This window comes from Pseudomonas sp. LS1212 (genome assembly GCF_024741815.1).
Lineage (GTDB): Bacteria > Pseudomonadota > Gammaproteobacteria > Pseudomonadales > Pseudomonadaceae > Aquipseudomonas.
In genome coordinates this window covers 905,001-928,288 of sequence record NZ_CP102951.1, presented here as the reverse complement: position 1 = coordinate 928,288, position 23,288 = coordinate 905,001, and the positions used below count along the sequence as shown (strand labels likewise).

The 23,288-nt window shown below is 59.6% G+C and carries 20 protein-coding genes, 2 tRNA genes, 2 rRNA genes and 1 pseudogene (1 of these 25 only partly in view); 15 read left to right on the top strand and 10 right to left on the bottom strand.

The window, feature by feature from the left end; all coding sequences use genetic code 11:
* Positions 1–153 precede the first annotated feature (153 nt).
* The 8 genes from NVV94_RS04170 to ychF all read left to right on the top strand — a co-directional run bounded on the left by NVV94_RS04170 (position 154) and on the right by ychF (position 7,066).
* Entirely contained in the window at positions 154–1,881 is a 1,728-nt protein-coding gene (locus NVV94_RS04170) for a tetratricopeptide repeat protein (protein WP_258445977.1), read from the top strand.
* Between the two features lie 4 nt (positions 1,882–1,885).
* A complete protein-coding gene (lolB, locus tag NVV94_RS04165) occupies positions 1,886–2,503 on the top strand; it encodes a lipoprotein insertase outer membrane protein LolB (protein ID WP_258445976.1) in 618 nt (205 codons plus the stop codon).
* Position 2,504: 1 nt separating this feature from the next.
* A complete protein-coding gene (gene ispE, locus NVV94_RS04160; RefSeq protein ID WP_258445975.1) occupies positions 2,505–3,356 on the top strand; it encodes a 4-(cytidine 5'-diphospho)-2-C-methyl-D-erythritol kinase in 852 nt (283 codons plus the stop codon).
* A 34-nt stretch (positions 3,357–3,390) separates the two neighbouring features.
* Positions 3,391–3,465: transfer RNA gene (locus NVV94_RS04155), tRNA-Gln, on the top strand.
* Between the two features lie 48 nt (positions 3,466–3,513).
* Positions 3,514–4,455 (top strand): ribose-phosphate pyrophosphokinase, encoded by a 942-nt coding sequence (locus NVV94_RS04150; RefSeq protein ID WP_258445974.1) that lies wholly within the window; start codon positions 3,514–3,516, stop codon positions 4,453–4,455.
* 141 nt (positions 4,456–4,596) lie between these two features.
* The gene (locus tag NVV94_RS04145; protein WP_258445973.1) at positions 4,597–5,187 is read left to right on the top strand and encodes a 50S ribosomal protein L25/general stress protein Ctc; all 591 of its coding nucleotides are present in this window, start codon (positions 4,597–4,599) and stop codon (positions 5,185–5,187) included.
* Positions 5,188–5,358: 171 nt separating this feature from the next.
* Positions 5,359–5,943, top strand: coding sequence for an aminoacyl-tRNA hydrolase (gene pth, locus NVV94_RS04140; protein ID WP_258445972.1), 585 nt, complete (start codon positions 5,359–5,361; stop codon positions 5,941–5,943).
* A gap of 22 nt (positions 5,944–5,965) precedes the next feature.
* On the top strand, positions 5,966–7,066 hold the full coding sequence (ychF, locus tag NVV94_RS04135; protein WP_258445971.1) for a redox-regulated ATPase YchF: 1,101 nt from the start codon (positions 5,966–5,968) through the stop codon (positions 7,064–7,066).
* 67 nt (positions 7,067–7,133) lie between these two features.
* On the opposite strand, the gene NVV94_RS04130 is transcribed toward ychF, so the two are convergent.
* Positions 7,134–8,351 carry an MFS transporter gene (locus NVV94_RS04130; RefSeq protein WP_258445970.1) on the bottom strand — a complete coding sequence of 406 codons (1,218 nt, stop codon included), beginning with the start codon at positions 8,349–8,351 and terminating at the stop codon, positions 7,134–7,136.
* Positions 8,352–8,528: 177 nt separating this feature from the next.
* On the opposite strand from NVV94_RS04130, the gene NVV94_RS04125 reads away from it, so the two are divergent.
* Both NVV94_RS04125 and NVV94_RS04120 read left to right on the top strand, forming a co-directional pair.
* Positions 8,529–8,605, top strand: a tRNA-Met gene (locus NVV94_RS04125).
* Positions 8,606–8,975: 370 nt separating this feature from the next.
* A complete protein-coding gene (locus NVV94_RS04120) occupies positions 8,976–9,302 on the top strand; it encodes a DUF3077 domain-containing protein (protein ID WP_258445969.1) in 327 nt (108 codons plus the stop codon).
* Positions 9,303–9,469: 167 nt separating this feature from the next.
* On the opposite strand, the gene NVV94_RS04115 is transcribed toward NVV94_RS04120, so the two are convergent.
* A complete protein-coding gene (locus NVV94_RS04115) occupies positions 9,470–10,039 on the bottom strand; it encodes a D-Ala-D-Ala carboxypeptidase family metallohydrolase (protein ID WP_408733448.1) in 570 nt (189 codons plus the stop codon).
* A 118-nt stretch (positions 10,040–10,157) separates the two neighbouring features.
* On the opposite strand from NVV94_RS04115, the pseudogene NVV94_RS04110 reads away from it, so the two are divergent.
* Positions 10,158–11,292, top strand: a pseudogene (locus NVV94_RS04110) (hypothetical protein).
* A gap of 6 nt (positions 11,293–11,298) precedes the next feature.
* Here the strand turns inward: NVV94_RS04110 and can are convergent.
* Entirely contained in the window at positions 11,299–11,937 is a 639-nt protein-coding gene (gene can, locus NVV94_RS04105; RefSeq protein WP_258445968.1) for a carbonate dehydratase, read from the bottom strand.
* Between the two features lie 149 nt (positions 11,938–12,086).
* Here can and NVV94_RS04100 point away from each other — a divergent pair, with 149 nt between their 5' ends.
* Positions 12,087–12,497 carry a serine kinase/phosphatase gene (locus NVV94_RS04100; RefSeq protein ID WP_258445967.1) on the top strand — a complete coding sequence of 137 codons (411 nt, stop codon included), beginning with the start codon at positions 12,087–12,089 and terminating at the stop codon, positions 12,495–12,497.
* An 11-nt stretch (positions 12,498–12,508) separates the two neighbouring features.
* Here NVV94_RS04100 and rimI read toward each other — a convergent pair whose 3' ends face one another.
* Entirely contained in the window at positions 12,509–12,961 is a 453-nt protein-coding gene (gene rimI, locus NVV94_RS04095) for a ribosomal protein S18-alanine N-acetyltransferase (RefSeq protein ID WP_258445966.1), read from the bottom strand.
* Positions 12,954–13,733, bottom strand: a complete 780-nt coding sequence (locus NVV94_RS04090; protein WP_258445965.1) for an energy transducer TonB — start codon at positions 13,731–13,733, stop codon at positions 12,954–12,956. Before NVV94_RS04090 ends, rimI begins: the two co-directional genes overlap by 8 nt.
* 177 nt (positions 13,734–13,910) lie before the next feature.
* On the opposite strand from NVV94_RS04090, the gene mksB reads away from it, so the two are divergent.
* The 3 genes from mksB to mksF are packed head-to-tail and all read left to right on the top strand — an operon-like array spanning position 13,911 to position 18,704.
* On the top strand, positions 13,911–15,188 hold the full coding sequence (gene mksB / locus NVV94_RS04085; RefSeq protein ID WP_258445964.1) for an Mks condensin complex protein MksB: 1,278 nt from the start codon (positions 13,911–13,913) through the stop codon (positions 15,186–15,188).
* Positions 15,178–15,879, top strand: coding sequence for an Mks condensin complex protein MksE (mksE, locus tag NVV94_RS04080; protein ID WP_258445963.1), 702 nt, complete (start codon positions 15,178–15,180; stop codon positions 15,877–15,879). Before mksB ends, mksE begins: the two co-directional genes overlap by 11 nt.
* The gene (mksF, locus tag NVV94_RS04075) at positions 15,876–18,704 is read left to right on the top strand and encodes an Mks condensin complex protein MksF (RefSeq protein ID WP_258445962.1); all 2,829 of its coding nucleotides are present in this window, start codon (positions 15,876–15,878) and stop codon (positions 18,702–18,704) included. The genes mksE and mksF overlap by 4 nt, the downstream gene beginning before the upstream one ends.
* 78 nt (positions 18,705–18,782) lie before the next feature.
* Here mksF and NVV94_RS04070 read toward each other — a convergent pair whose 3' ends face one another.
* The 5 genes from NVV94_RS04070 to NVV94_RS04050 form a co-directional block, all read right to left on the bottom strand.
* Complete coding sequence (locus tag NVV94_RS04070) at positions 18,783–21,083, bottom strand: PqiB family protein (protein ID WP_258445961.1); 2,301 nt, start codon at positions 21,081–21,083, stop codon at positions 18,783–18,785.
* Complete coding sequence (locus tag NVV94_RS04065) at positions 21,076–21,699, bottom strand: paraquat-inducible protein A (RefSeq protein ID WP_258445960.1); 624 nt, start codon at positions 21,697–21,699, stop codon at positions 21,076–21,078. Before NVV94_RS04065 ends, NVV94_RS04070 begins: the two co-directional genes overlap by 8 nt.
* On the bottom strand, positions 21,686–22,345 hold the full coding sequence (locus tag NVV94_RS04060) for a paraquat-inducible protein A (RefSeq protein ID WP_258445959.1): 660 nt from the start codon (positions 22,343–22,345) through the stop codon (positions 21,686–21,688). Before NVV94_RS04060 ends, NVV94_RS04065 begins: the two co-directional genes overlap by 14 nt.
* 171 nt (positions 22,346–22,516) lie before the next feature.
* Positions 22,517–22,632: ribosomal RNA gene (gene rrf, locus NVV94_RS04055) — 5S ribosomal RNA — on the bottom strand.
* A 145-nt stretch (positions 22,633–22,777) separates the two neighbouring features.
* A 23S ribosomal RNA gene (locus NVV94_RS04050) occupies positions 22,778–23,288 on the bottom strand (it continues 2,381 nt past the right edge of the window).

The following is a 23,288-nucleotide window of genomic DNA, read 5'->3' as shown; positions in this document are numbered from 1 at the left end:
GAAGCCGACAATTGTCCTACTTCGCTAGATTGAGAACAACCTCCGCTCTCTATTGTCTCAATAGTCCGTGTCTGGATGTGCCATCAATTATGGGTTTGCCCTAGCGCTTGTGTCATGATGATCCGACCGCAGGTTAGTCGCCAATTCCCCAATATGAATAGATCTTCCGCATTGTTCCTTGCCTTTGTCATGCTCCAGGGTTGCCAGGCCTGGTTGCCCGTTTCACAAGACGGCTCACCGCCCGTCGAAGAAACCGCCAAGGCGCCTGAAGCCAAGCCCCAGGTGTATGGATCATTCAGCCAGGACACGATCTACAGCCTCCTGGCTGCGGAATTGGCCGGCCAGCGCAATCGCTTCGATATCGCCCTGGACAACTATGTAACCCAGGCGATCAACACGCAGGATCCGGGTATTTCCGAGCGCGCCTTTCGAATCGCCGAGTACCTGGGCGCCGATCCGGCGGCCCTCGACACGGCATTGATCTGGGCACGAAACGACACTGGCAACCTCGATGCCCAGCGCGCAGCGGCCGTTCAGCTGGCGCGCGCAGGTCGCTACGACGACTCGATGGCCTATATGGAAAAGGTCCTGCAAGGTCAGGGCGATACCCATTTCGATTTCCTCGCCCTGTCGGCTGCCGAAACCGATCAGGACACCCGCGACGGCTTGCTGCAAAGTTTCGACCGCCTGCTGGCCAAATACCCGAACAACAGTCAATTGCTGTTCGGCAAGGCCCTGTTGTTGCAGCAGAACGGTGATTCCCAAGGGGCGCTGAGGCTGCTCGAAGACAACCCGCCGGAAGAAGGCGAAATTGCCCCGATGCTTTTGCGTGCCCGCCTGTTGCAAAGCCTCAATCGGGGCAAGGAAGCCATACCGCTGCTGGAAAAGAGCATTCGCCAATACCCCGATGACAAGCGCCTGCGCCTGACCTACGCGCGCACACTGGTCGAACAGGACCGGCTCGACGACGCCAAGGTCGAATTCTCGAGCCTGGTTCAGCAATATCCCGATGACGATGAACTGCGCTATTCACTGGCACTGGTGTGCATGGAGGCCAAGGCCTGGGATGAGGCTGCCGGTTACCTGGAAGACCTTATCGCCCGTGGCAGCCATGTCGACTCGGCGCATTTGAACCTGGGCCGCGTCCATGAAGAACGCAAGGATCCGCAAGGCGCCTTGATCGAGTATGCGCAAGTCGGCCCCGGCAACGACTATCTACCGGCACAGTTGCGCCAGGCCGACATCCTGGTGGCCAACGGGCGTTCGGCCGAGGCCTCCCAGCGCCTGTCAGCGGCCCGTGAAATCCAGCCCGATTACGCTATCCAGTTGTACTTGATCGAATCCGAGACCCTGGTCAACAACAACAAGCAACAGCAAGCCTGGCAAGTGCTCGAACAAGCCCTCAAGCAGTATCCCGAGGACCTGAACCTGCTCTACACCCGAGCCATGCTGGCTGAAAAGCGCAACGACCTGGCGCAGATGGAAAAAGACCTGCGCACCATCATCAAGCGCGAGCCGGACAACGCCATGGCCCTCAATGCCCTGGGTTACACCCTGTCCGATCGCACTACCCGCTATGCCGAAGCCAAAACGCTGATCGAACAGGCGCACAAGCTCAATCCGGAAGACCCGGCGGTTCTCGACAGCCTCGGCTGGGTGAACTATCGCCTGGGTAACCTCGATGAGGCCGAACGCCTGTTGCGCCAGGCCCTGGAACGCTTCCCCGATCACGAAGTCGCCGCTCACCTGGGCGAAGTGCTCTGGGCCAACGGCAAGCAACGCGAAGCCCGAAAAGTCTGGAGCAAAGCGCTCAAGGACCAACCCGACAGCCCTATCCTGCGCAGCACCGTGCTGCGCCTGACCGGATCCGAGACCCTCTAAAGCCATGTTTTTGCGCCACTTCATTACGTTCAGCTTCATCGCCCTGCTCGCCGGCTGTGCCGCCCTGGGCCCCAGGGAAGCCCTCGAAGGTCAGGGCAATCGCCAACAATGGCGCGAGCACAAAGAGCAGCTGAGTCAACTCGACGGCTGGCAAATCAACGGCAAGGTCGGCATCCGTGCGCCAAAGGATTCGGGCAGTGGCACATTGTTCTGGCTGCAGCGCCAGGAGTACTACGACATCCGCCTGTCCGGCCCGCTCGGGCGCGGCGCCGCCCGCCTCACCGGCCGCCCCGGCCAGGTCGTGCTGGAAGTTGCCAACCAGGGCCGCTATGAAGCCCATAGCCCCGAAAACCTGCTTGAAGAGCAAATGGGCTGGAAACTGCCGGTCTCGCATCTGGTCTGGTGGGTACGTGGCTTGCCCGCCCCCGACAGCAAGAGTCGTCTGACCCTGGACAGCGACAGCCGCCTGGCCAACCTCGAGCAGGATGGCTGGAGCGTCGAATATTTGAGCTACACCCAGCACAAGGGCTACTGGCTGCCTGAACGCCTCAAGCTGCATGGCCGCGACCTCGACGTGACACTCGTCGTCAAGGATTGGCAACCACGCCAACTGGGGCACTGACATGTCCCAGCCTACCCTGACCCTGCCCGCCCCGGCCAAGCTCAACCTGATGCTGCACATTCTCGGGCGCCGTCCTGACGGCTATCACGAGTTGCAGACCCTCTTTCAGTTTCTCGATTACGGCGACGAGCTGTCTTTCGCCTTGCGCGACGATGGCGAAATACATCTGCGCACGGAAATCGACAACGTTCCCCATGAGAGCAACCTGATCGTCAAGGCCGCTCGACAACTGCAAAATCTGTCCGGCGGCAAACTCGGGGCGGATATCTGGCTGAAAAAAATCCTGCCCATGGGCGGCGGGATCGGCGGCGGCAGTTCCGATGCAGCCACCACGCTGCTGGGGCTCAATTACCTCTGGAAGCTGGACGTGAGTGAAGATCGCCTGGCCGCACTGGGCCTGAAACTGGGGGCCGACGTGCCGGTTTTCGTGCGTGGGCACGCGGCGTTCGCCGAGGGCGTGGGCGAGATCCTCACCCCGGTAGATCCCGAAGAACCCTGGTATGTCGTGCTTGTCCCGCAAGTATCTGTAAGTACAGCAGAAATTTTTTCACATCCATTGTTGACACGTGATTCAACGCCCATTAATATGCGCCCCGTTCCCAAGGGAAACAGTCGAAATGACTGCCAACCGGTGGTAGAGCAGAGTTACCCAGAAATACGTAACTCACTGAATTTGCTAAACAAATTCACTGATGCTAGACTCACCGGAACTGGAAGTTGTGTGTTTGGGGCCTTCCCAAGCAAAGCTGAAGCTGATAAAGTTTTGGCCCTTCTTGCAGGGACCCAAACAGGGTTTGTAGCAAAAGGAAGCAACATTTCGATGTTGCATCGCAAGCTGCAAAGTCTGCTCTAGGAATCGAGTATCAGGTACTCGCAGCAACAGATACAGGGGCGTCGCCAAGCGGTAAGGCAGCAGGTTTTGATCCTGCCATGCGTTGGTTCGAATCCAGCCGCCCCTGCCATTTTCCTTATACTCATCCAGGTATACCCTCAGCCTTCAGGTACTGCGCGTGTCCAAGATGATGGTCTTTACGGGGAACGCCAACCCCGATCTGGCTCGGCGTGTCGTACGTCAGCTGCATATCCCACTGGGTGACGTCTCTGTCGGTAAATTTTCCGACGGCGAAATCAGCACTGAGATTAATGAAAACGTCCGCGGTAAAGACGTCTTTATCATTCAGCCGACCTGCGCTCCGACCAACGACAATCTGATGGAACTGGTTGTGATGGCCGATGCCTTCCGCCGTTCCTCAGCGTCCCGAATCACTGCGGTGATTCCTTACTTTGGTTATGCCCGCCAGGATCGCCGTCCGCGTTCCGCACGCGTCGCTATCAGCGCGAAAGTCGTTGCTGACATGCTGACCGTAGTCGGGATCGACCGTGTTCTCACGGTTGATCTGCATGCTGACCAAATCCAGGGTTTCTTCGATATTCCGGTAGATAACATCTACGGCTCCCCCGTTCTGGTGGATGACATCGAAGATCAACGCTTCGAAAACCTGATGATCGTATCCCCGGATATCGGTGGCGTCGTGCGTGCACGTGCCGTTGCCAAGTCCCTAGGCGTGGATCTCGGGATCATCGACAAGCGCCGTGAGAAAGCCAATCAGTCCGAAGTGATGCATATCATCGGTGATGTCGAAGGGCGTACCTGTATTCTGGTCGATGACATGGTCGATACCGCCGGCACCCTGTGCCATGCGGCCAAGGCGTTGAAAGAGCATGGCGCTGCCAAGGTCTTTGCCTACTGCACACACCCTGTGCTGTCGGGTCGGGCGATCGAAAACATTGAAAATTCCGTGCTGGACGAGCTGGTGGTGACCAACACCATCCCGCTGTCCGCTGCAGCACAAGCCTGTGCGCGTATCCGTCAACTGGATATCGCACCGGTAGTCGCCGAAGCGGTTCGCCGCATCAGCAACGAAGAATCGATCAGCGCGATGTTCCGCTAAGGGCTCAGCCCTTCGCACGCATCTCGTTGACGAAAAGCGCCCCGCCCCGGCACATCTGTCGGGGCGGGGCTTTTTTGCCCATATCGCCTTTAGCGCTGGTCGCAAACGCTGGGGCGAGTGTGGTTATTTTGGAGATACAAAATGAACGATTTTACTCTGAATGCTGAAGTGCGTTCCGACCTGGGGAAAGGTGCGAGCCGCCGCCTGCGTCGTCTCGCAAGCCTGGTTCCAGCAGTCGTATACGGCGGCGACAAAGCCCCTGAATCCATCAGCATGCTGGCTAAAGAAGTTGCCAAGCTGCTGGAAAACGAAGCTGCTTTCAGCCACGTTATCGAACTGAACGTTGGCGGCACCAAGCAGAACGTCGTGATCAAGGCGCTGCAACGTCACCCAGCCAAAGGCCACGTAATGCACGCTGACTTCGTTCGCGTCGTTGCTGGTCAGAAGCTGACCGCTGTTGTTCCAGTGCACTTCATCAACGAAGAAGCACCGGTCAAGAAAGGTGGCGAGATCTCCCACATTGTTGGCGAAATCGAAGTCAGCTGCCTGCCGAAAGATCTGCCTGAGTTCATCGAAGTCGACCTGGCTAACGCTGAAATCGGCGCGATCATCCACCTGTCCGACCTCAAGGCGCCAAACGGCGTTGAGTTCGTGGCACTGGCTCACGGCAACGACCTGGCAGTAGCCAACGTTCACGCTCCACGTGTACCAGTAGAACCTGCTGCAGAGTAATTCGTTACTCGGTTAGCCGGAGTTGCTTAGGTAACATCGCGAGCGAGAGCCCTGCGAGAAAGCGGACGAGATCGCGGAGTTTACAATGGTAAATGAGCAATTCTCGTTCGCTCCCGCCGCCAGCCCAACTGGTGGCGATGTTATCCACAATTCCTGGGAAGAGCCCCTGTCGTGACCGCCATTCAACTGATCGTTGGCCTGGGAAACCCTGGCCCCGAATACGAACAGACCCGGCATAACGCAGGGGCTCTTTTCGTTGAGCGCATCGCGTCGGCCCAAGGTGTCAATCTGGTTGCCGATCGCAAGTATTTCGGCCTGACGGCTCGTTTCAGCCATCAAGGCCAGGATGTTCGCCTGCTGATCCCCACCACCTACATGAACCGCAGCGGCCAGGCCGTAGCGGCATTGGCGAATTTCTTCCGGATACCTCCGGAGGCGATTCTGGTGGCGCACGACGAACTCGACCTGCCCCCGGGGGTTGCCAAGCTCAAGCAGGGCGGCGGCCATGGCGGGCACAACGGTCTGCGCGACATCATCGCGCAGCTCGGCAACAACAACAGCTTTCACCGTCTGCGGCTTGGCATCGGCCACCCGGGTGTCAGTAGCCAGGTGTCCAATTTCGTCCTGAGTCGCGCGCCGCGTGCCGAACAGGAAAAGCTGGATGCCAGTATCGATTTTGCCCTCGGCGTGCTGCCGGATATCTTCGCTGGCGAGTGGAATCGCGCGATGAAAAACCTGCACAGCCAGAAGGCCTGACTTCACGAAGAGGGGATACACCATGGGTTTCAACTGCGGTATCGTCGGCCTGCCCAATGTCGGCAAGTCCACCTTGTTCAACGCCTTGACCAAATCCGGTATCGCGGCGGAAAACTTCCCCTTCTGCACCATTGAGCCGAACAGCGGTATCGTGCCGATGCCCGATTCGCGCCTGGAAGCCCTGGCCGCAATCGTCAAACCCAAGCGCATCCTGCCGACCACCATGGAATTCGTCGACATCGCAGGCCTGGTCGCCGGCGCGTCGAAAGGTGAAGGCCTGGGCAACAAGTTCCTCGCCAACATCCGCGAGACCGATGCCATCGCCCACGTGGTCCGCTGCTTCGAAGACGATAACGTGATCCACGTTTCCAACAGTGTCGACCCCAAGCGCGACATCGAGATCATCGAACTCGAACTGATCTTCGCCGACCTCGACAGCTGCGAGAAGCAACTGCAGAAAGTCACGCGCAACGCCAAGGGTGGTGACAAGGACGCAGTGATCCAGAAGGGTTTGCTGGAGCAACTCATCGCCCATTTCACCGAAGGCAAGCCTGCGCGCAGCCTGATGAAGAACATGGGTGCCGACGAGAAAGCCGTGATCCGTGGTTTCCACTTGCTGACCACCAAGCCGGTCATGTACATCGCCAACGTCGCAGAAGACGGCTTCGAGAACAACCCGTACCTGGACGTGGTCAGGGCCATTGCCGAGGAAGAAGGCGCGGTCGTGGTGCCGGTGTGCAACAAGATCGAAGCGGAAATCGCCGAGCTTGATGACGGCGAAGAAAAGGACATGTTCCTCGAGGCCCTGGGCCTTGAAGAGCCTGGCCTGAACCGCGTGATCCGCGCCGGTTACGAACTGCTTCACCTGCAGACCTACTTCACCGCCGGTGTCGAAGAAGTCCGCGCCTGGACCGTCCGCGTTGGCGCCACCGCGCCACAAGCCGCCGGCGTGATCCATACCGACTTCGAAAAAGGCTTCATCCGCGCCGAAGTGATCGCCTATAACGACTTCATCCAGTACAAGGGCGAAGCCGGGACCAAGGAAGCCGGCAAATGGCGCCTGGAAGGCAAGGACTACATCGTCAAGGACGGTGACGTGATGCACTTCCGCTTTAACGTCTGACACCTGCCGCCCCAAGAAAAAGCCGCGCAATTGCGCGGCTTTTTTGCATCCGGCGCCTACGCCGGCATCAGACCTTTTTCCTGCGCGGCAACAAAATCGCCAGTACGCCGAGCAACGGCAGGTACGAGCACAGGCTGTAGACGTATTCGATGCCGCGGACATCCGCCAGATACCCGAGCAAGGCCGCGCCGATCCCGCCGAAACCGAACATCAGACCGAAGAACACCCCGGCAATCATGCCGACATTGCCGGGCACCAGTTCCTGGGCGTAGACCACGATGGCGGAGAATGCCGAGGCCAGGATAAAGCCGATAATTACGCTCAGGACGCTGGTCCAGAACAGGTCTACATAAGGCAGCAGCAAGGTGAAGGGGGCAACCCCGAGGATGGAGAACCAGATCACGGCCTTACGCCCGATGCGGTCGCCGATCGGTCCACCGAAAAAGGTCCCTGCCGCTACCGCACCGAGGAACAGGAACAGATGCAACTGCGAACTGGCCACCGACAGGTCGAATTTCTCGATCAGGTAAAAGGTGAAGTAGCTGGTGAAGCTGGCCATGTAGAAGTATTTGGAGAACACCAGCAGCCCGAGCACTACCAGCGCACCGATAACCCGCTGTCGCGACAGCCCGTGCGTGGCGCCCTGCCCTCGCCTGGCCTTGAACAGGTTCAAATGCTCGCGGTACCAGCGGCTCAGCGCATAGGTCACCACCACAGCGAATATCGCAAACAAGCCGAACCAGGCAACATTGCCTTGGCCGAACGGAATGACGATTGCCGCCGCCAACAGCGGCCCAAAGGCAGAGCCTGCGTTCCCCCCCACCTGAAAGGTCGATTGTGCCAGCCCGTAACGCCCCCCGGAAGCCAGCCGGGCGATGCGCGAGGTTTCCGGATGGAAGGTCGAGGAACCGATCCCCACCAGCGCCGACGCCAGGAGAATCATCGCAAAGCTGCCGACGAATGCCAGCATCAAGATTCCCACCAGGGTACAGAGCGTGCCCAGCGGCAGAAGATTCGGCATGGGCCTGCGATCGGTATAAAACCCTACCCACGGCTGCAGCAGGGAGGCGGTGGCCTGGAAGGTCAGGGTAATCAGCCCGATCTGGGTGAAGCTCAAGCCGTAGTTCGCCTTGAGCATCGGGTAGATCGCGGGCAGTACCGCCTGGATCAGGTCATTGATCAGATGCGCCAGCGCACAGGCTGCAATGATGCGCATCACAAAAGGACTGCTCTGGCCGATGGCCGCAGAAGAGGTCGTACTGGACTGGGTATTGCTCACGGCCACGGGAAAACATTCCAATCAGCGATTTGGATCCAATTATCCAGAATCCGCCGAGCCCCGCGCCAGCGTTTTTTACCGGGCACCAAGCCCATTGAATCGCTAACCTTTTGATAGCGTGTAGAAAAATTTTAAAAAAAGGCTTGACGCATATCCCTTCTCAGCGAATAATGCGCGCCACTTGGCTACATAGCTCAGTTGGTTAGAGCATAGCATTCATAATGCTGGGGTCCGGGGTTCAAGTCCCTGTGTAGCCACCAAGTACTAAAAAGGGCTTACCGAAAGGTAGGCCCTTTTTTTATGCCTGCAGAAAAGTAAGCCTTCCATTGCGCCTTAGGAAAAGGCCTACTAATTCTTGAGACCGATCGAGCTTGCTGTGTCAGAGCCTCGCCTCTAACCTTTTCCCGTCGCTGCAAACCCAGCGACCGGATTTAGCAGTCCGCATCTATCGGCGCTCAAGCGCCACCCTCAAGTCAGGCGCTTTTTTATCGCCTGCACTTTATGGTGGCTGTGCGTGGGGCATCTTCGGATGCGCCGGGTTCCGATAGACCGGTCTGCTAACCCGCGCACAGCTGCCACCCTATCGTTTAGCAGCGTTCGATGGCAGCTCCACTCTATCGGAGCTTCACCATGAAAAAGATCACCCCGGACCCACCTCACGAAACGAATGAGCAACTGGCTCATTTTTTCACTTCCGAAACCACCTTTGGCGCTAGCTACGGTGACAAGAAACTGTTCGCCGTTTGCAAGGACATCAATGTCGAAGATGCCCTGATACACGCAACGGAATTGCTTGGCTGTGCTTCGGCCACCTCCCTTGAAATCGCCAACACCCTGCAAGACAGCAATCGCAGCCAGGCGATTGCAATTTTCCATTTGCTAGAAATGGCGAAGGCGTTGGTCAACGCGTCACTGGAGGGAACCAACACGTCGGGAATCCCGCTTTGCCGAAGCTGACACAGCACTAAGGCAAGGTACGACGCGGTCGCTGTAGCCGCTGCCAGAGGCTGCGCTCGCCTGCGCAGCAGGCGCTAGATCCTGAGATCGCTGGAGGATCCCCTGCGGGACTCCAGCGCAGCCTGGCGGCAGCGGCTACGCCGACCGAGGTGCACCAGACTACGTGACTACCGGCAGAATGAACTCTTGTAGGTAAAGTCATCCCCCCACGTCCGATAACCCGCCGTATCGATATGAATGCGCCCAGAGGCATATTGGCTCAGCCCCATGTTCCAGCGTGCCCCTTCAAGCCTCCAGAACGCGCATAGGCGCGCTGCAGCGTCATTGGGGGTAGCGATGATCAGGTCGACTGCGAAAGCGCGCGTGTGGGCACTCTGGGGGGCGCCGCCGGCGCAGGCATTGAGCTGGGGGTCGCGGTAGCCCGAGACCATTTCGAACTCGCCCAGCACCTGCATATCGCTCAGAGCCTTGAGAAGCTGCAGCGTTGACTTGACTGACGGCCACAGACTTTGCGGCGGAGCTGAAAACGGCTCGGCCGAACACTTTTCCCAGTCGCTGGCCGTTCGCAGCAACTGATACAGCGGGACGATCGCGTCGATTCGATTGCCTGCCAACATGCGCTTGAACCCGCTGAGGTCATGCATGGCAGCCCATTGGGCGAACACTGCCTCATCACGCTCATCCGCCTGAACCACCAGGGCACTCAGAAGCAGCAGCGCCAGCATCCCTTTGAGCAATGAGTGGCCCCCTGCGAGCGTCAGACATTGATACGAAACCCTGCTAGGCAGATCGCCAGCCGTGTTTCAGTATGGCAAGCCTTCCCAATCAAGGGAGCATTTTGAGAAGGAGTCTCGCATGCCCATAACCGCCCCCCTGCCCCTCCTTGCCGCAGGTCTGCTGGCATTTTCGTTCGTCACCCCTGCAATCGCTGACACCCGGATTGCCCTGGGCAGCCAGGAGCGCGTCGCCCGGCTCTTCGCCTACCCCAACAATTGCAATGTGATCTGTTTTCGCAACTGGACGCTGGAACAGACGGTCGAGCACTACCTGGGCCAGAGCCTGCGGCGCGACGGCTACACGAGCGCCACGGTCAGGGTCAGCCGTGACGATGATCGGCTCTACGCCCGGATAACCGAGGTGCCACAGGATTACGAAAAGCCCCTCAAGGCGCTTCTCGATGCCGGCGACCTGGCGTTCCAGAGTGCCAACCGGCTAAACCGCGACGGCAAATGGGCCTACAACTGGAACCTGTTCCTGCCGCTGGGCATGGCGCTGGAGCAGCGCCGCAGCATTGAGCTGCTGCACTTCCCGCCCGACTACTCGCTGACTCAGGCCCAGGACTACCTGCGTTCGGCCACCAGCGATCGCTGGGCCTCGCTACTGACCCGCAACGGTATCCGCCTACCAGACAATCATCGACATTGCCCCGATCGCGGCCCCCGCCAGCGCCGGCAAGGATCTGGAAGGCGTCTATGGCTACTTTCAGGACTACCAGACCCGAATGGTCCAGCAACTCAGCCAGGCTACCGCCGGCGACTCGCTGCCGATGGTCGCATTCGGCGCGCCCGTGCGTAACTGGGTCAAGCAGCAGTATGGACCAACGCTCAAAGTCCTTGGCCTTGCCAGCATCAACCCGACACCGGGCCAGAGCGTCGCCGTGCTTGGCGCCAATCACCCCAGCTACATCTGGTATGCGGCAGACAGGAACAACTACAGCGGCGATCAGGACAAGGCCGATCAGGCCGGGTTGAGAATCATGGGGCAAGACCTGAGCGCGGCGTGCTGGCAGGCTGGAATGGGGCGTAATCACAAGGCCGATGCAAAGGCGACGCTCGACGCTTGTACACGCAAATGGCAGGTCACCGCCAAAAAGCAGACCTGCGAACTGTTCTACAGCTCGGTGCGTAACATGACCGCAGCGCAGGCCAAGACCAAATGCGCGACAGGGCCCGTCAATCGGACCCTTCGCAGTCTGGATGAACCGACTTAGGCCGACTCAGTCGATCGGCCGCAGGCGATATTGCGGCGGCAGTTGCTCAAAGCCGCTGATGGTCGCGTTCAGGCTCTTCCAGCGACCATCCTTGATCCCATAGATGCAACCATGGATCGACAGGCTCTGGCCGCGGTGCCAGGCGTTCTGAATGATGCTGGTGTGGCCGACGTTGGCCACTTGCTGGATCACGTTCAACTCGCACAGCCGGTCGACACGTTCTTCTTCCGTCGCTAACTGGCCCAGTTCCACGCGTTTTTCGTAATACAGGTCGCGAATCGAACGCAGCCAGCCGTCGATCAGGCCCAGCTGGCGATCCTGCATCGCCGCGCGTACGCCGCCACAGCCATAGTGCCCGGTGACCAGGATGTGCTTGACCTTGAGTACGTCCACTGCGTACTGGATCACCGACAGGCAGTTCAGGTCGGTATGCAGCACCACGTTGGCCACGTTGCGGTGCACGAACAGATCGCCCGGGAGCATGCCGACGATTTCATTGGCCGGTACTCGCGCATCCGAACAACCGATCCAGAGGTATTCAGGGGTTTGCTGGCGCGCCAGCTTGGCGAAGAAATCAGGATCTTCCTGCTTGATTGCATCGGCCCAACGCGCGTTGTTATCGATCAGTTCTTGTAAGTCGTTCATGTTCAAGCCTCATAAATGATGCGCAGCTTTGACAGGCGGCGAACGCCCGAGGTCACGTCTCCCTGTCGCTGGTCGGGGCAAAACCTTTGAATTCTCACGTTGCGTACCGGGTCTATTCTTAAATAAGGCCCCAAGCATGAGTAGTAGCCATGACCCAGCCACTTCGCCCGTTGCACGCACCGGAACCGCCGCCCATCGATGATAACGAAGACCGCATGGGCTCGATCGAAGAACTCCAGTTCGATGTCGACGAACCCACCGGCAAGATCGGTGACCTGATTCCGGAAAAAGAACTTAACCAGCAGATTCCTCCACAGCGGGTTCGCGAAGCGGGCATGACCGGCGCTTCCACACCGGATCACGAGCTGACAGCTGACGACCTGGACCTGGAAACCATGATCGACGAAGACGGCGCGCGCTCAGCCCATGAGCTCGGTAACGGAAAGCCCGCCGATTGTGAGCTGACAGTCGTCAACGAAGACGACATCGGCGGCGGCAATGGGCTCGATGAAGCGGAGCTGGCTCGTCGCGACCCGCTGGACGGCAAGCCCGAAGGCTAGCCAGCAAAGACTTATTCGAGCAAGGTGCAGGCCATCACCAGCGCGTCTTCGCGCCCGCCCACTGCTGGATAATAATCGCGTCGGCGGCCGATCTCATTGAAACCATAGCGCTCATACAAGCGGTAGGCCGGCTGATTGCTGGCCCGTACCTCCAGGAAGCACTCGCGCGCGTTCAACTGGTAGGCACGCGACATCAGCTGTTCCAGCAGGCGCAAGCCCAGGCCGCGGCCCTGGCTTTCCGGCTTCACCGTGATATTGAGCAAGTGTGCCTCGTCGATAATGACATTGATGACGCCGTGCCCGACTTGCTGATTGCCTTCGAACATTAACCAGATTTCGTAGGACTTGAGCCCGTCGAGGAAGATTCCACGGGTCCAGGGATGACTGAACGCGGCATATTCGACTTTCAATACAGCGTCCAGGTCCGCCTCGGTCATCGGGCGGAAGGTTACAGCGTCACTCATCGGTTTGTTTCCAGCGCGCCATCAGCCGACGCATGGCTTTCCAGACGTCCGCCTTGCGTTGCGGCTCGTCCATCAATAATTCCAGACCCGGCAGCGCCCAGGCAGCGCCCAGGCCCTCGACCGGCAATTCGAGGCAATAGGCCTGGGCATCGGCTTGCCCGGCAAAGCGGATGGCCGGCAGACCGATCAGCCAGAGACAGGTGCACGGCGCCTCTTCCAGGCGTGCCTGGACAAAACCCTGGACGAAATCCCGCGCAGCCTCGGGGCCCTGGTCGAGATTACCGCGCACCAGCAACGGCCAACGCACAGGCTCGCCAATGATTTGCGGGCTGTCCGGCAAGCCGGCGGCGCGCAGCATGTCCTTTAGCAACAGATAAGACGGATCCCGGCTCTGGAAGGGCTCACCGGTCGCCAGCTCGACCAGCAGCAGGCACGAGCCTGCCCGCAGCAGCTGCAGGGTAAAGCGTGGAGGCGGAACGGCCGCGACCTTGGGCACGACAGGCGCAGGTTCGATCTCGGCGGCCGGCTTGCTCGCCACCCGAGGACTCGCACTGGGGCGCGGCACTTCGATTTTCGGCCGCTCGGCCGGGCGGACCACCGCTGCAGCAACCGGCACAGCCTCTTCCTGTACCGACACCGGCTCAGGCAGCGGCTCCACGGGCAACAGCAGCTCCGGGCGCGACGGCGCGGCGAACGGCAGCTCGGTACGCGGCAGCCAGTGCACCACTTGCATGGCATTCAGGTAAGCGCGGCGGCGGGACTCGATTAACAAGGGTCGGCCATCTGTGGCTGGGTTAAGTCGTTAATTCTAACGCCCTTCGCCTTTCTTCGCCGCAGTAGATCAGCAGAAAAACAGCACGCCGGTGATCCGAGCGATCAGGGGGATGAATCGCCAGGCGAATGATGCAGTACAATCGCCGCTTTTATCTGGCAACGAGTCGACCATCCAATGATCGAACCCAAGCGCGTCCTGCGCGCCCTCGCCGAACACTGGGCCCTGCTCGAGCCGCTGTGCGAGCACTTCGACCAAGGCACCCTGAGCCTTGGCGAACTGCGCCAGCAACTGGCGGCCCAACAGTTGGACAGTACGCCACAAGACATTACCAGCCTGCTGGACGTATGGATCCGCCTGGATATTCTGGTGCCGGTGGCCAAAAGCCCGAACCGCTTTGAACTCAACGCCCAGATCCATGACTTCCTCGCCTACCTGCGTCGCGAGCACCGGCTGGGCCTGTGCCTGGAGATCGAAGCCTATCTGCGCCACCTCGAGCGCCTGGCCGGGCACATCCAGGATGCCTTCGACATCCGCGACGGCAATGACCTGGCCCGCCAATTGCGCCTGCTCGACATGCGGGTGCGCGATGTCCTGAAAAAGCTCGATAACGACGAACAGGCGCTGGTCGCCGTGGCCGAAAGAGCCAAGACCAGCGACCGACAGATCCCGCTGCGCCAGCGTTATGCCGAAGTACTGGCGACCTGGGACGAATACGTCGAGCCGATGATCCAGCTGGTCAATGCCGACGGCGCCTTTGAACAGGGCGTACGCAAGGTCGAGAACGTTCTGCTGCGTATGCTGAGTGAACAGCAGCGCCTGGGCCATCTGGTCGACGACGACATGTTGCTGCGCACCCATGCGCGAATCCTCGAGATGCAGACCAGCGCCCAGCTGACCCTGCGTCACGCCCGCGAGCTGTTGCTGCCGCTTCGCGAGGAAGCGCGCCGGCACAACGCCGTGACCCGTGGCGCGGCCCTCGCCCTCTCGGCCATCCGTCGCAAGGGGCTCGATGCCGTGCCGCAAGCGGCGATGCCAATGTTTACGCGCCCGCAAAGCACCTTCCTGGGCAGCGCCAGCCAGGTCGAGGCCTACGTCTATGCCCTGGCCCGCTTCGAGCCAAAGCCTGCGCAGTTTCCCAAGTCGCACAAGACGGACAAGGGCGAAACGCCCCGTGCGCCGCGCACCGTGCGCGAAATGCTCGACCGTTGCGAGAACGCGCTGCCAATGCCCGACCTCATGGCCTGGCTGCTCGAGCAGGAGCCGGACGGAGCGACCGACGAGCTGCTCTACTGGTTCTCGCGCCTGTCGCGCGAGAAGCGTTTCAGCCGCGAACGCCTGGAGCGCCGCGATTATCACACTCATGAGCATCAGGTCAGCCTGCGCTCTTTCGCCTTGATGTCTGGCCGAGACGAGCCGCTGGACCCTTCTGCGAGCACACCTCATGCATCTTGATCTTTCCGAACTGTCGCAACTGGCACCGATCTTCCGCGAGTTGTTCAAGGGTTTCCATATCAGCCGCCGCGACCCGGAACTGTACGCACAGCTGTCGAATTTCCAGGACCAGTACCGGGGCCTGTTCAAGGCGCTGGGTTTCGAGCTGGTCTGCGACACTCGCGGTTTCTACTACTTCGTCCCGGAACTGGCCGCCGCCCAGGTCAACAAGACCGCGCAGCGCCTGTCGTTGTTCACCTTCATCCTGGTCGAACACCTGGCAGATCAGGGCCGCGACCCGATGGCCGTGCTCGACGGCGGCAGCCTAGGTCGTGACGAACTGCCCTCGCTGCTGGAAAAGTACCGTGACCTGTTCATTCAGGCCGAGGTCCAGACCCAGGACGAGCTGGAAGAGAAAATCATGCGACGCATGACCCAATTGGGCTTCGCCAGCGAAGAAAACGGTATCTACCGCTTCCTGCCGCCCATGCACCGCTTCCTCGACGTCTGCCTCTCGGTCCAGCAGGACCGCGACCTGGCCGCCAGCCTGCACAGCAACCTGCCATTGCCGACGCCGGAACTGGTCGACGATGACAGCGATGAGAAGCTGTTGAAAACCGACGACCCGCTCGATCTGAGCCCATTCGAAGAAACCGAAGAGCAGGCATTGGCCCGCGCCATCGCCGAAGAACAACAGGAGATCGATGCATGAGCCAGGAACGCTACGGCATTCGCCGCTTTGCACTGCTCAATACCGCTGGCTACAGCCTCGGCCTGTTCCCGCTGGAGCATCCGCTGTCGGTCTACGGTGCCAACAACCTGGGCAAGAGTGCCTCGATCAACGCCCTGCAGTTCCCGATTCTGGCGCGCATGTCGGACATGAGCTTCGGCAAGTACAGCCTCGAGCAGTCACGTCGTTTCTATTTTGCCAGCGACACCAGTTACATCCTCTGCGAAGTCTCGCTGCCCCACGGTCCCCATGTGATCGGCGTGGTCGGCCGTGGCCCGGGGGGCGGTTTCGGTCACCAGTTCTTCGCCTATGCCGGCGAACTGGACCTGGCCCACTATCAGAAGAACGACACCTGCCTGCGTCAGAAAGAGTTGTTCAACAACCTTGAGCGTGAAGGCCTGAAGGCCTACGAGCTCAAGCCTGACGAGCTGCGTCGCCTGCTGGTCGGCGGCCATACCTCGATCCCGCTGGACCTGACCCTGATTCCACTGCGCTCGACCAGCGAGCAGAGCCTGAAAACCTTCCGCGCGCTGTTCATCAACCTGCTGCACATGCGTGAAATCACGGCAGCCAAGCTCAAGCAACTATTCCTCGACGCTTTCGAACACAGCCTGCGTTCGGGCAGTGTCGACTACATCGCCGCCTGTGAAGAGGCCTTCCGCGATGTCCGCCGCATGGAGCAGGACTACAACTCGCTGGTCGCTGCCGGCCCATTGGTCGAAGCCCTGGCCAATGGCGTCAAACAGCGTGAAGTACTGCGCGGCAAACTGCACCGCCTGTCGCCCCTGCTCGATTCGCTGCTCGGCACCTGGCAGGACTACGCCGGTGCGCGCAAGGAAGAGCTGGTCATCCAGGCCGAACACTACCGTAGCGAACAGGATGCGCTGCAGAACGATCAGCGTGGCGGCACCCAGGAGCTGATGCGTCTGGAGCGGGAAATTACCGGCATTCAGCGCTGGCTCGGCGAACTGTCGGTGCTCAAGCATCGCTTTGCCCTGGTCGATGACGTACGTGTATTGGAACAACAGCTGCTGGCCGCCAAGGATGCCCACGACGAGTTGGCCGGTGCCCTGGCGCAATCGCGACAGTTCAGCGCCGAAGACCTGGAAGAGCGCCTGCGCGATCTGGAAAAGCGCCTGAAGTCGGTCAAGCAGCAGCTCGACCATGCCGACAACAACAGCTATGCACGCCTGCGCGAGGAGTTCTCGCAACAGGATGTCGAACGCCTCATGCGCCTGTTCAACAGCGCCCTGTTCAGCTTGCCACTGGGTGAGCACGGCATTGCGCTGGACGACAACGTCGCCTGGGTCAAATCCCTGGAGGCGATACTCGATGGCTTCAAGGGTGAGCGTTTCGAAGCTCCCGGCCTGTCGATCGATCTGTCGCACATCGAACCGCCAGCGCTGCAAGCCCTGGCCGACCGTGCGGCGCTGCGCGATCAGAAAGAGCGTCTGGAAAAAGAACTCAAGCAACTGAAAACCCAGCAGGCCGTGGCCGCCGACCGCGCCGCCAGCAAGACCCAGACCGAAGCCCTGTACCAGCAGGTGCTCGATGCCCAGAAGGCATTGGAAGACTTCCGCCGCACCCAGACCCTGAGTGCCGAAGAGGCCGACAAGATGGAGCAACTGGCGCAGATGGAGGCTGCCCAGGACGAGCTCAAGCGCTCCAGCGATGCCTTCACCGAACGCGTCCAGCAACTGTCGGCCAAGCTGCAACTGGTCGGCCGCCAGATTTCCGACCTGGAAGCCAAGCAACGCACCCTCGATGACGCCCTACGCCGTCGTCAGCTGCTGCCGGCCGACCTGCCATTCGGCACGCCGTTCATGGAGCCGGTCGACGACTCCATGGACAACTTGCTGCCACTGCTCAACGACTATCAGGACAGCTGGCAAGGCCTGCTGCGCAGCGACGGGCAGATCGAGGCACTGTATGCGCAGGTCCGGCTCAAGGGCGTGGCCAAGTTCGATAGCGAAGAAGACGTCGAGCGTCGCCTGCAGCTGTTGATCAACGCGTACAGCCACCGCCAGGAAGAGGCCCTGACCCTGGGCAAGGCTCGCCGTGCCGCCGTGACCGACATTGCCCGGACACTACGCAACATTCGCAGTGACTACGACAGCCTCGAACACCAACTGGCCTTGTTCAACCGCGAGATCAACAAGCGTCAGGTTTCCAACCTGGCAAGCTTCCGCATTGTTCTGGCGCCGAACAAGGAAGCGCTCAAGCATATCGATCAGATTATCCACAGTGCCGGTCAGTACGAGGAAGGCCAGACCCTGTCGGTATTCGACCTGAGCCAGAGCGCCGAGCAGGACAACAAGAACGAAGAAGCCAAGGAATACCTCGCCCGCCTGGTGGCCGCCAACCATAACCAGCTGGGCCTCAAGGACCTGTTCGAGCTGGCGTTCGAGATCACCAAGGTCAACGGCCAGCCGGTCATCCATACGGACATCGACGGCGCCGCGTCCAACGGCACCACCATGACCATCAAGGCGCTGACCAACATGTACCTGTTGCTGCATTTGATGGACCGTGACCTGGCCGGTCGCATTCGCCTGCCGTACTACCTCGACGAAGCAGCCGATATCGACGAACGCAACCAGGCAGCGTTGCTCGAGACCAGCCTGCAACTGGGCTTCGTGCCGATCCTGGCCAGCGTGAAACCCCAGGTTTCGGCCAAGGTGGCAATTGACCTGGAAGGTGGCAGCGGGCCGAACGGCATCTACATCGATGAGGCGGACTGGAAGTACATTCGTCGGCATGACGAAGTCAAAGCCGTGGTCGAGGAAGTCGAGACCGAGTCGGCTTGATCCGGATCCAGTAACGAAAAAAGGCCGCGATTTTTTCGCGGCCTTTTTATTTTGAAGGCCCTGCGGGCCTTATCAATCTCACTTACCCAGCTGAATCTTCGGCGCCCACTGCAGCCACTCCTCCTCGGCCTCGTCGAACAGGGCAAAGGTCTGCTGTGGCCGGGCTGGACTGCCCATGCGCTCGCCATCAGGCGTGGCAAATGCAATACCGCCCTCAATCAGGGTTTCCAGCGACTCGGTGCGCACCGTGGCGCCCTTGAACAACCCCAAATCGACACCGAAGCCACTGCTGTTCCAGAAGCGACTGCCTCCACGTACCAACGTGGCATAGCGCGGTTCGATCAGGATCTTGATCAATACCCGATCCGCCGTATCGCCCAACTCGAAGCCGGTCACCTTGCCCACCGTCACTTCACGGTAGGTCACCGGCACGCCCGGTTTGATCGACCCGCGACGAGGTGCACTGAGGACCAGGCTCAACCCCGCCTCGCGCTCGGAGAAGTCCGGTGGTTGCGGCAGTGCCGTGAAGTTCTTCTGCGGCCCGGCATTCCTGGTTGCCGGCTGGACTTCCAGGTACTGACCGGTAACCAGCGTCTCCAGGTTGGCGGTCTTGACGATACCCAATTCCGGCTTGACCACCCAGAACTGCGTGCCGACACGGGCAATGTGCTCCGGCACTTCGGTGATGCGCGCGCTGAGCAGGACCGATTGCAGGTCATCGCTCAAATCGACATCTTCGACCTTGCCGACATCCAGCCCCTTGAAGCGAATGGGCGTTCCGGCTTTCAGGCCATCGGCGCGCTCGACCTTGATCGTCACCGTGGTGCCGGTCTTGTTCGCTTCTTCACGATTCTCATGCAGACGGAAACGCGGGATTCGCTTTTGCAAAGGCGTGTTGGGGTTCGGCGTCTCGAAGGCGATACCACCGGCCATCAGGCTCTGCAGCGATTCGCTCTTGACCTCGATGCCGGACAAACCGCCCGTTAGCGTAATGCCGCTGGCGTTCCAGAAGCGCGTCGAACCATTGACCAGGTTGGCGTATTCCTTCTCGATGTGCACCCCGATGACCAACTGCTTGCGCGTACGCGAGAACTGATAGCTCTGCACCGTACCGACCTTGACCTGTTTGTAGAGGATCGGGCTGCCGATATCCAGCGAACCGAGGTTCTCGCTGAAGAGCACCAGGTGCAGGCCGGGCGAACGCAGGTCCAGCGGCGGGGCCTTGGGTTGCGCCTCGAACTCGCGCTGTGGTGTAGCGTTCTTGTCCCCCGGACGGATCGCGATGTAATTACCCTTGACCAGAGCCTCCAGGCCAGTGATCCCTGCCAGCGAAATGGAAGGTTTGACCACCCAGAACTGGGTACCCTCGACCAGATAATCTTCGGCCAGCGGGTCCAGCGTGAGCTCTGAGGTGGCGCTGTTCAGGTCCGAGTCGACCTTGAGTGTCTTGAGCGTGCCAACCTGGATGCCCTTGTACATGACCGGCGTACGCCCGGCCTGCAAGCCTTCGTAATCTGTCAGCTTGACCTTGATCCGAATGCCCGCCTGAGCGGCATCGAAGTCTTCGTACAGCCGGAATGGCAAGCTCGGATCCGTAGGCGGGCTGTCCCGACGATGCTCGGGCGTTGCAAAGGCAATACCGCCGGCAACGATACTCGACAGCGATTCACTACGTACCTTCACACCGGACAGGTCGGCATCGATGCTGATGCCGCTGGCGTTCCAGAAACGTGTGTGCTTGCGCACCAGTTTGGCGTAGGTAGGTTCGATGAAGACCTTGAGTTCGACCGTGTTCTGATCGTCGGACAAGACATAGCTCTTTACCCGGCCGACCTTGATCTGCTTGTAGAACACCGGGCTGTCACGATTGAGCGAGCCAAGCCGGTCGGCCTTGAGCGTCAAGTGCAGGCCAGGCTCGGTGTCCGCCAATGGCGGCGCGGTCAAAAGCGCGTCGAAACGATGGGTATATTCACCATCGCCCGGGCTGACGGCAATGTAGTTGCCCGAGACCAGGGTCTCCAGCCCGGTAATACCGGCCAGGCTGACGCTGGGCTTGACCAGCCAGAACCGAGTGTTGCTGCGCATGTGCGGTTCAGCGGCCTTGTTCATTTCGATCGTGGCGACGACCCCCTTGTTGTCACCCTTGTCGTCCAGCTCCAGGGCCGTGACCTTGCCGACCGACATGCCTTTGTAGACCACTTCGGTCTTGTTCGCCTGGATGCCTTCACCGCTTTCAAAGCGCACTTGAATCTCGATGCCGGACTGGCTGTAGGCCCTCCAGCCCAACCAGCCGCCGATAATCAATGCAATCAGGGGAAGAATCCAAATGGCCGACCAATTGGAAGCTGGGCGGGTTTTAGCCGTTGGCAAATCACTCATTGTCGTCATCCGACTCCGTGTTATCCCAAATCAGTCGGGGATCAAAAGTTACTGCAGCGAGCATCGTCAAAATCACCACACTGGCAAAGGCCACCGCACCGAGGTTGGCTTCGACACTGGCAAGTCGCCCGAAATTCACCACGGCCACCAGAATGGCAATGACGAAGATGTCCAGCATCGACCAGCGTCCGATGAACTCGATGAAGCGGTACATCCAGATGCGCTGCCGGGCCGACAAGGGCTGATGGCGTTGCACCGAATACAGCAGCAAGGCGATGCCCACCAGCTTGAAGGTCGGGACCAGGATACTGGCCACGAACACCACGCCGGCAATCGGATACATGCCGTGTTGCATCAAGGTAATCACCCCGGACATGATCGTGTCCGGACTTCCCTGCCCCAGTGTACTGACCGTCATGATCGGCAGCACGTTGGCGGGTATGTACAGAATGGCCGCAGTAATCAGCAGCGCCCAGGTTCGTGCCAGGCTGTTCGGTCGCCGGGCATGCACCAGGGCCCCGCAACGCGTGCAGACCTGATCATCGGTGTCCGGCTCCTGCCGGTTGAGCTCATGGCATTCGCCACAGATCAGGATGCCTGCATCAATCGCCCGCATGTGGATCCTCCCCTGACAACGCGACCCAGATCTGGTGCGGCGACATCACCACCTCCAGCCACACCTGAACCAGCAGCAGCCCGACAAAGCAGGCCAGTCCCAGCCCGAGCGTCAGTTCCGCCAGGTCGGACAGTTTGACGATCGCCACCAGCACTCCCATCAAATAAACCTCGAGCATGCCCCAGTCCCGCATGTGGTGATAAGTGCGGTAGAGCAGCAAGCCGTAGCTGTGGCCGATATTCAAGCGGATGCTCAGCAACACCGCCAACTGGCACAGCAGTTTGAGCAGCGGAATAGCCATGCTACAGAGAAAGACCACCACCGCGACGCCTTGCATCCCGGTATTGAACAGCCCCACCACACCGCTCCAGACCGTATCTTCGGCGGCCTGGCCCAACAGATGGAGCTGCATGATGGGCAGAAAGTTCGCTGGTACGTACAACAACAACGCAGCCAGCACCAAGGCCAGGCTGCGGCTGACGACATTGTGACGGTGGGCGTAAAGCTCGTATCCACAGCGGGGACAGTGGGCTTTCTCGTCGTGGGCAAGCGTGGGTCTGCGCATCAGCAAGTCACACTCATGGCAGGCTACCAGCTCGTCCAGCGGCAATTGCACTAGCCGACTGGGCTCAACAGGATCAGGCATAAACGGATTCTGTATGAAAGAAATGGCTCTATTCTAGTGTTCTGACTCGAAAATAGCCGGGCATTTTTGGTACACCAAATTCCCCGCGGCTACACGGAGGTGTCGCCTTGGCTTTTCGCGGGATAAAGACAAAACCCCATCTGCTTACGCAGATGGGGTTTCGGAATTTAATCTTGACGATGACCTACTCTCACATGGGGAAACCCCACACTACCATCGGCGATGCATCGTTTCACTACTGAGTTCGGGATGGGATCAGGTGGTTCCAATGCTCTATGGTCGTCAAGAAATTCTGCTGCCAGGCCGTCTTTCGACGTCTTGGCGAATCGGGTATGTGATGATTTGTGCGTCGCAAACTTTCGGTTCGTTTCGTCTTCACTACCGCAATTTGGCCCTGCTCTTTACAGGAGCAGCAAATTGCTTGGGTGTTATATGGTCAAGCCTCACGGGCAATTAGTATTGGTTAGCTCAACGCCTCACAGCGCTTACACACCCAACCTATCAACGTCGTAGTCTTCGACGGCCCTTCAGGGAGCTCAAGGCTCCAGTGAGATCTCATCTTGAGGCTAGTTTCCCGCTTAGATGCTTTCAGCGGTTATCTATTCCGAACATAGCTACCCGGCAATGCCACTGGCGTGACAACCGGAACACCAGAGGTTCGTCCACTCCGGTCCTCTCGTACTAGGAGCAGCCCCTCTCAAATCTCAAACGTCCACGGCAGATAGGGACCGAACTGTCTCACGACGTTCTAAACCCAGCTCGCGTACCACTTTAAATGGCGAACAGCCATACCCTTGGGACCGGCTTCAGCCCCAGGATGTGATGAGCCGACATCGAGGTGCCAAACACCGCCGTCGATATGAACTCTTGGGCGGTATCAGCCTGTTATCCCCGGAGTACCTTTTATCCGTTGAGCGATGGCCCTTCCATACAGAACCACCGG

Bases quoted from the DNA above. Each gene is read 5' to 3' on its own strand.
- NVV94_RS04170 (WP_258445977.1), top strand. From the start codon at position 154: ATGAATAGATCTTCCGCATTGTTCCTTGCCTTTGTCATGCTCCAGGGT.
- lolB (WP_258445976.1), top strand. From the start codon at position 1,886: ATGTTTTTGCGCCACTTCATTACGTTCAGCTTCATCGCCCTGCTCGCC.
- ispE (WP_258445975.1), top strand. From the start codon at position 2,505: ATGTCCCAGCCTACCCTGACCCTGCCCGCCCCGGCCAAGCTCAACCTG.
- NVV94_RS04145 (WP_258445973.1), top strand. From the start codon at position 4,597: ATGAACGATTTTACTCTGAATGCTGAAGTGCGTTCCGACCTGGGGAAA.
- ychF (WP_258445971.1), top strand. From the start codon at position 5,966: ATGGGTTTCAACTGCGGTATCGTCGGCCTGCCCAATGTCGGCAAGTCC.
- NVV94_RS04120 (WP_258445969.1), top strand. From the start codon at position 8,976: ATGAAAAAGATCACCCCGGACCCACCTCACGAAACGAATGAGCAACTG.
- can (WP_258445968.1), bottom strand. From the start codon at position 11,937: ATGAACGACTTACAAGAACTGATCGATAACAACGCGCGTTGGGCCGAT.
- NVV94_RS04100 (WP_258445967.1), top strand. From the start codon at position 12,087: ATGACCCAGCCACTTCGCCCGTTGCACGCACCGGAACCGCCGCCCATC.
- rimI (WP_258445966.1), bottom strand. From the start codon at position 12,961: ATGAGTGACGCTGTAACCTTCCGCCCGATGACCGAGGCGGACCTGGAC.
- mksB (WP_258445964.1), top strand. From the start codon at position 13,911: ATGATCGAACCCAAGCGCGTCCTGCGCGCCCTCGCCGAACACTGGGCC.
- mksE (WP_258445963.1), top strand. From the start codon at position 15,178: ATGCATCTTGATCTTTCCGAACTGTCGCAACTGGCACCGATCTTCCGC.
- mksF (WP_258445962.1), top strand. From the start codon at position 15,876: ATGAGCCAGGAACGCTACGGCATTCGCCGCTTTGCACTGCTCAATACC.
- NVV94_RS04070 (WP_258445961.1), bottom strand. From the start codon at position 21,083: ATGAGTGATTTGCCAACGGCTAAAACCCGCCCAGCTTCCAATTGGTCG.
- NVV94_RS04065 (WP_258445960.1), bottom strand. From the start codon at position 21,699: ATGCGGGCGATTGATGCAGGCATCCTGATCTGTGGCGAATGCCATGAG.
- NVV94_RS04060 (WP_258445959.1), bottom strand. From the start codon at position 22,345: ATGCCTGATCCTGTTGAGCCCAGTCGGCTAGTGCAATTGCCGCTGGAC.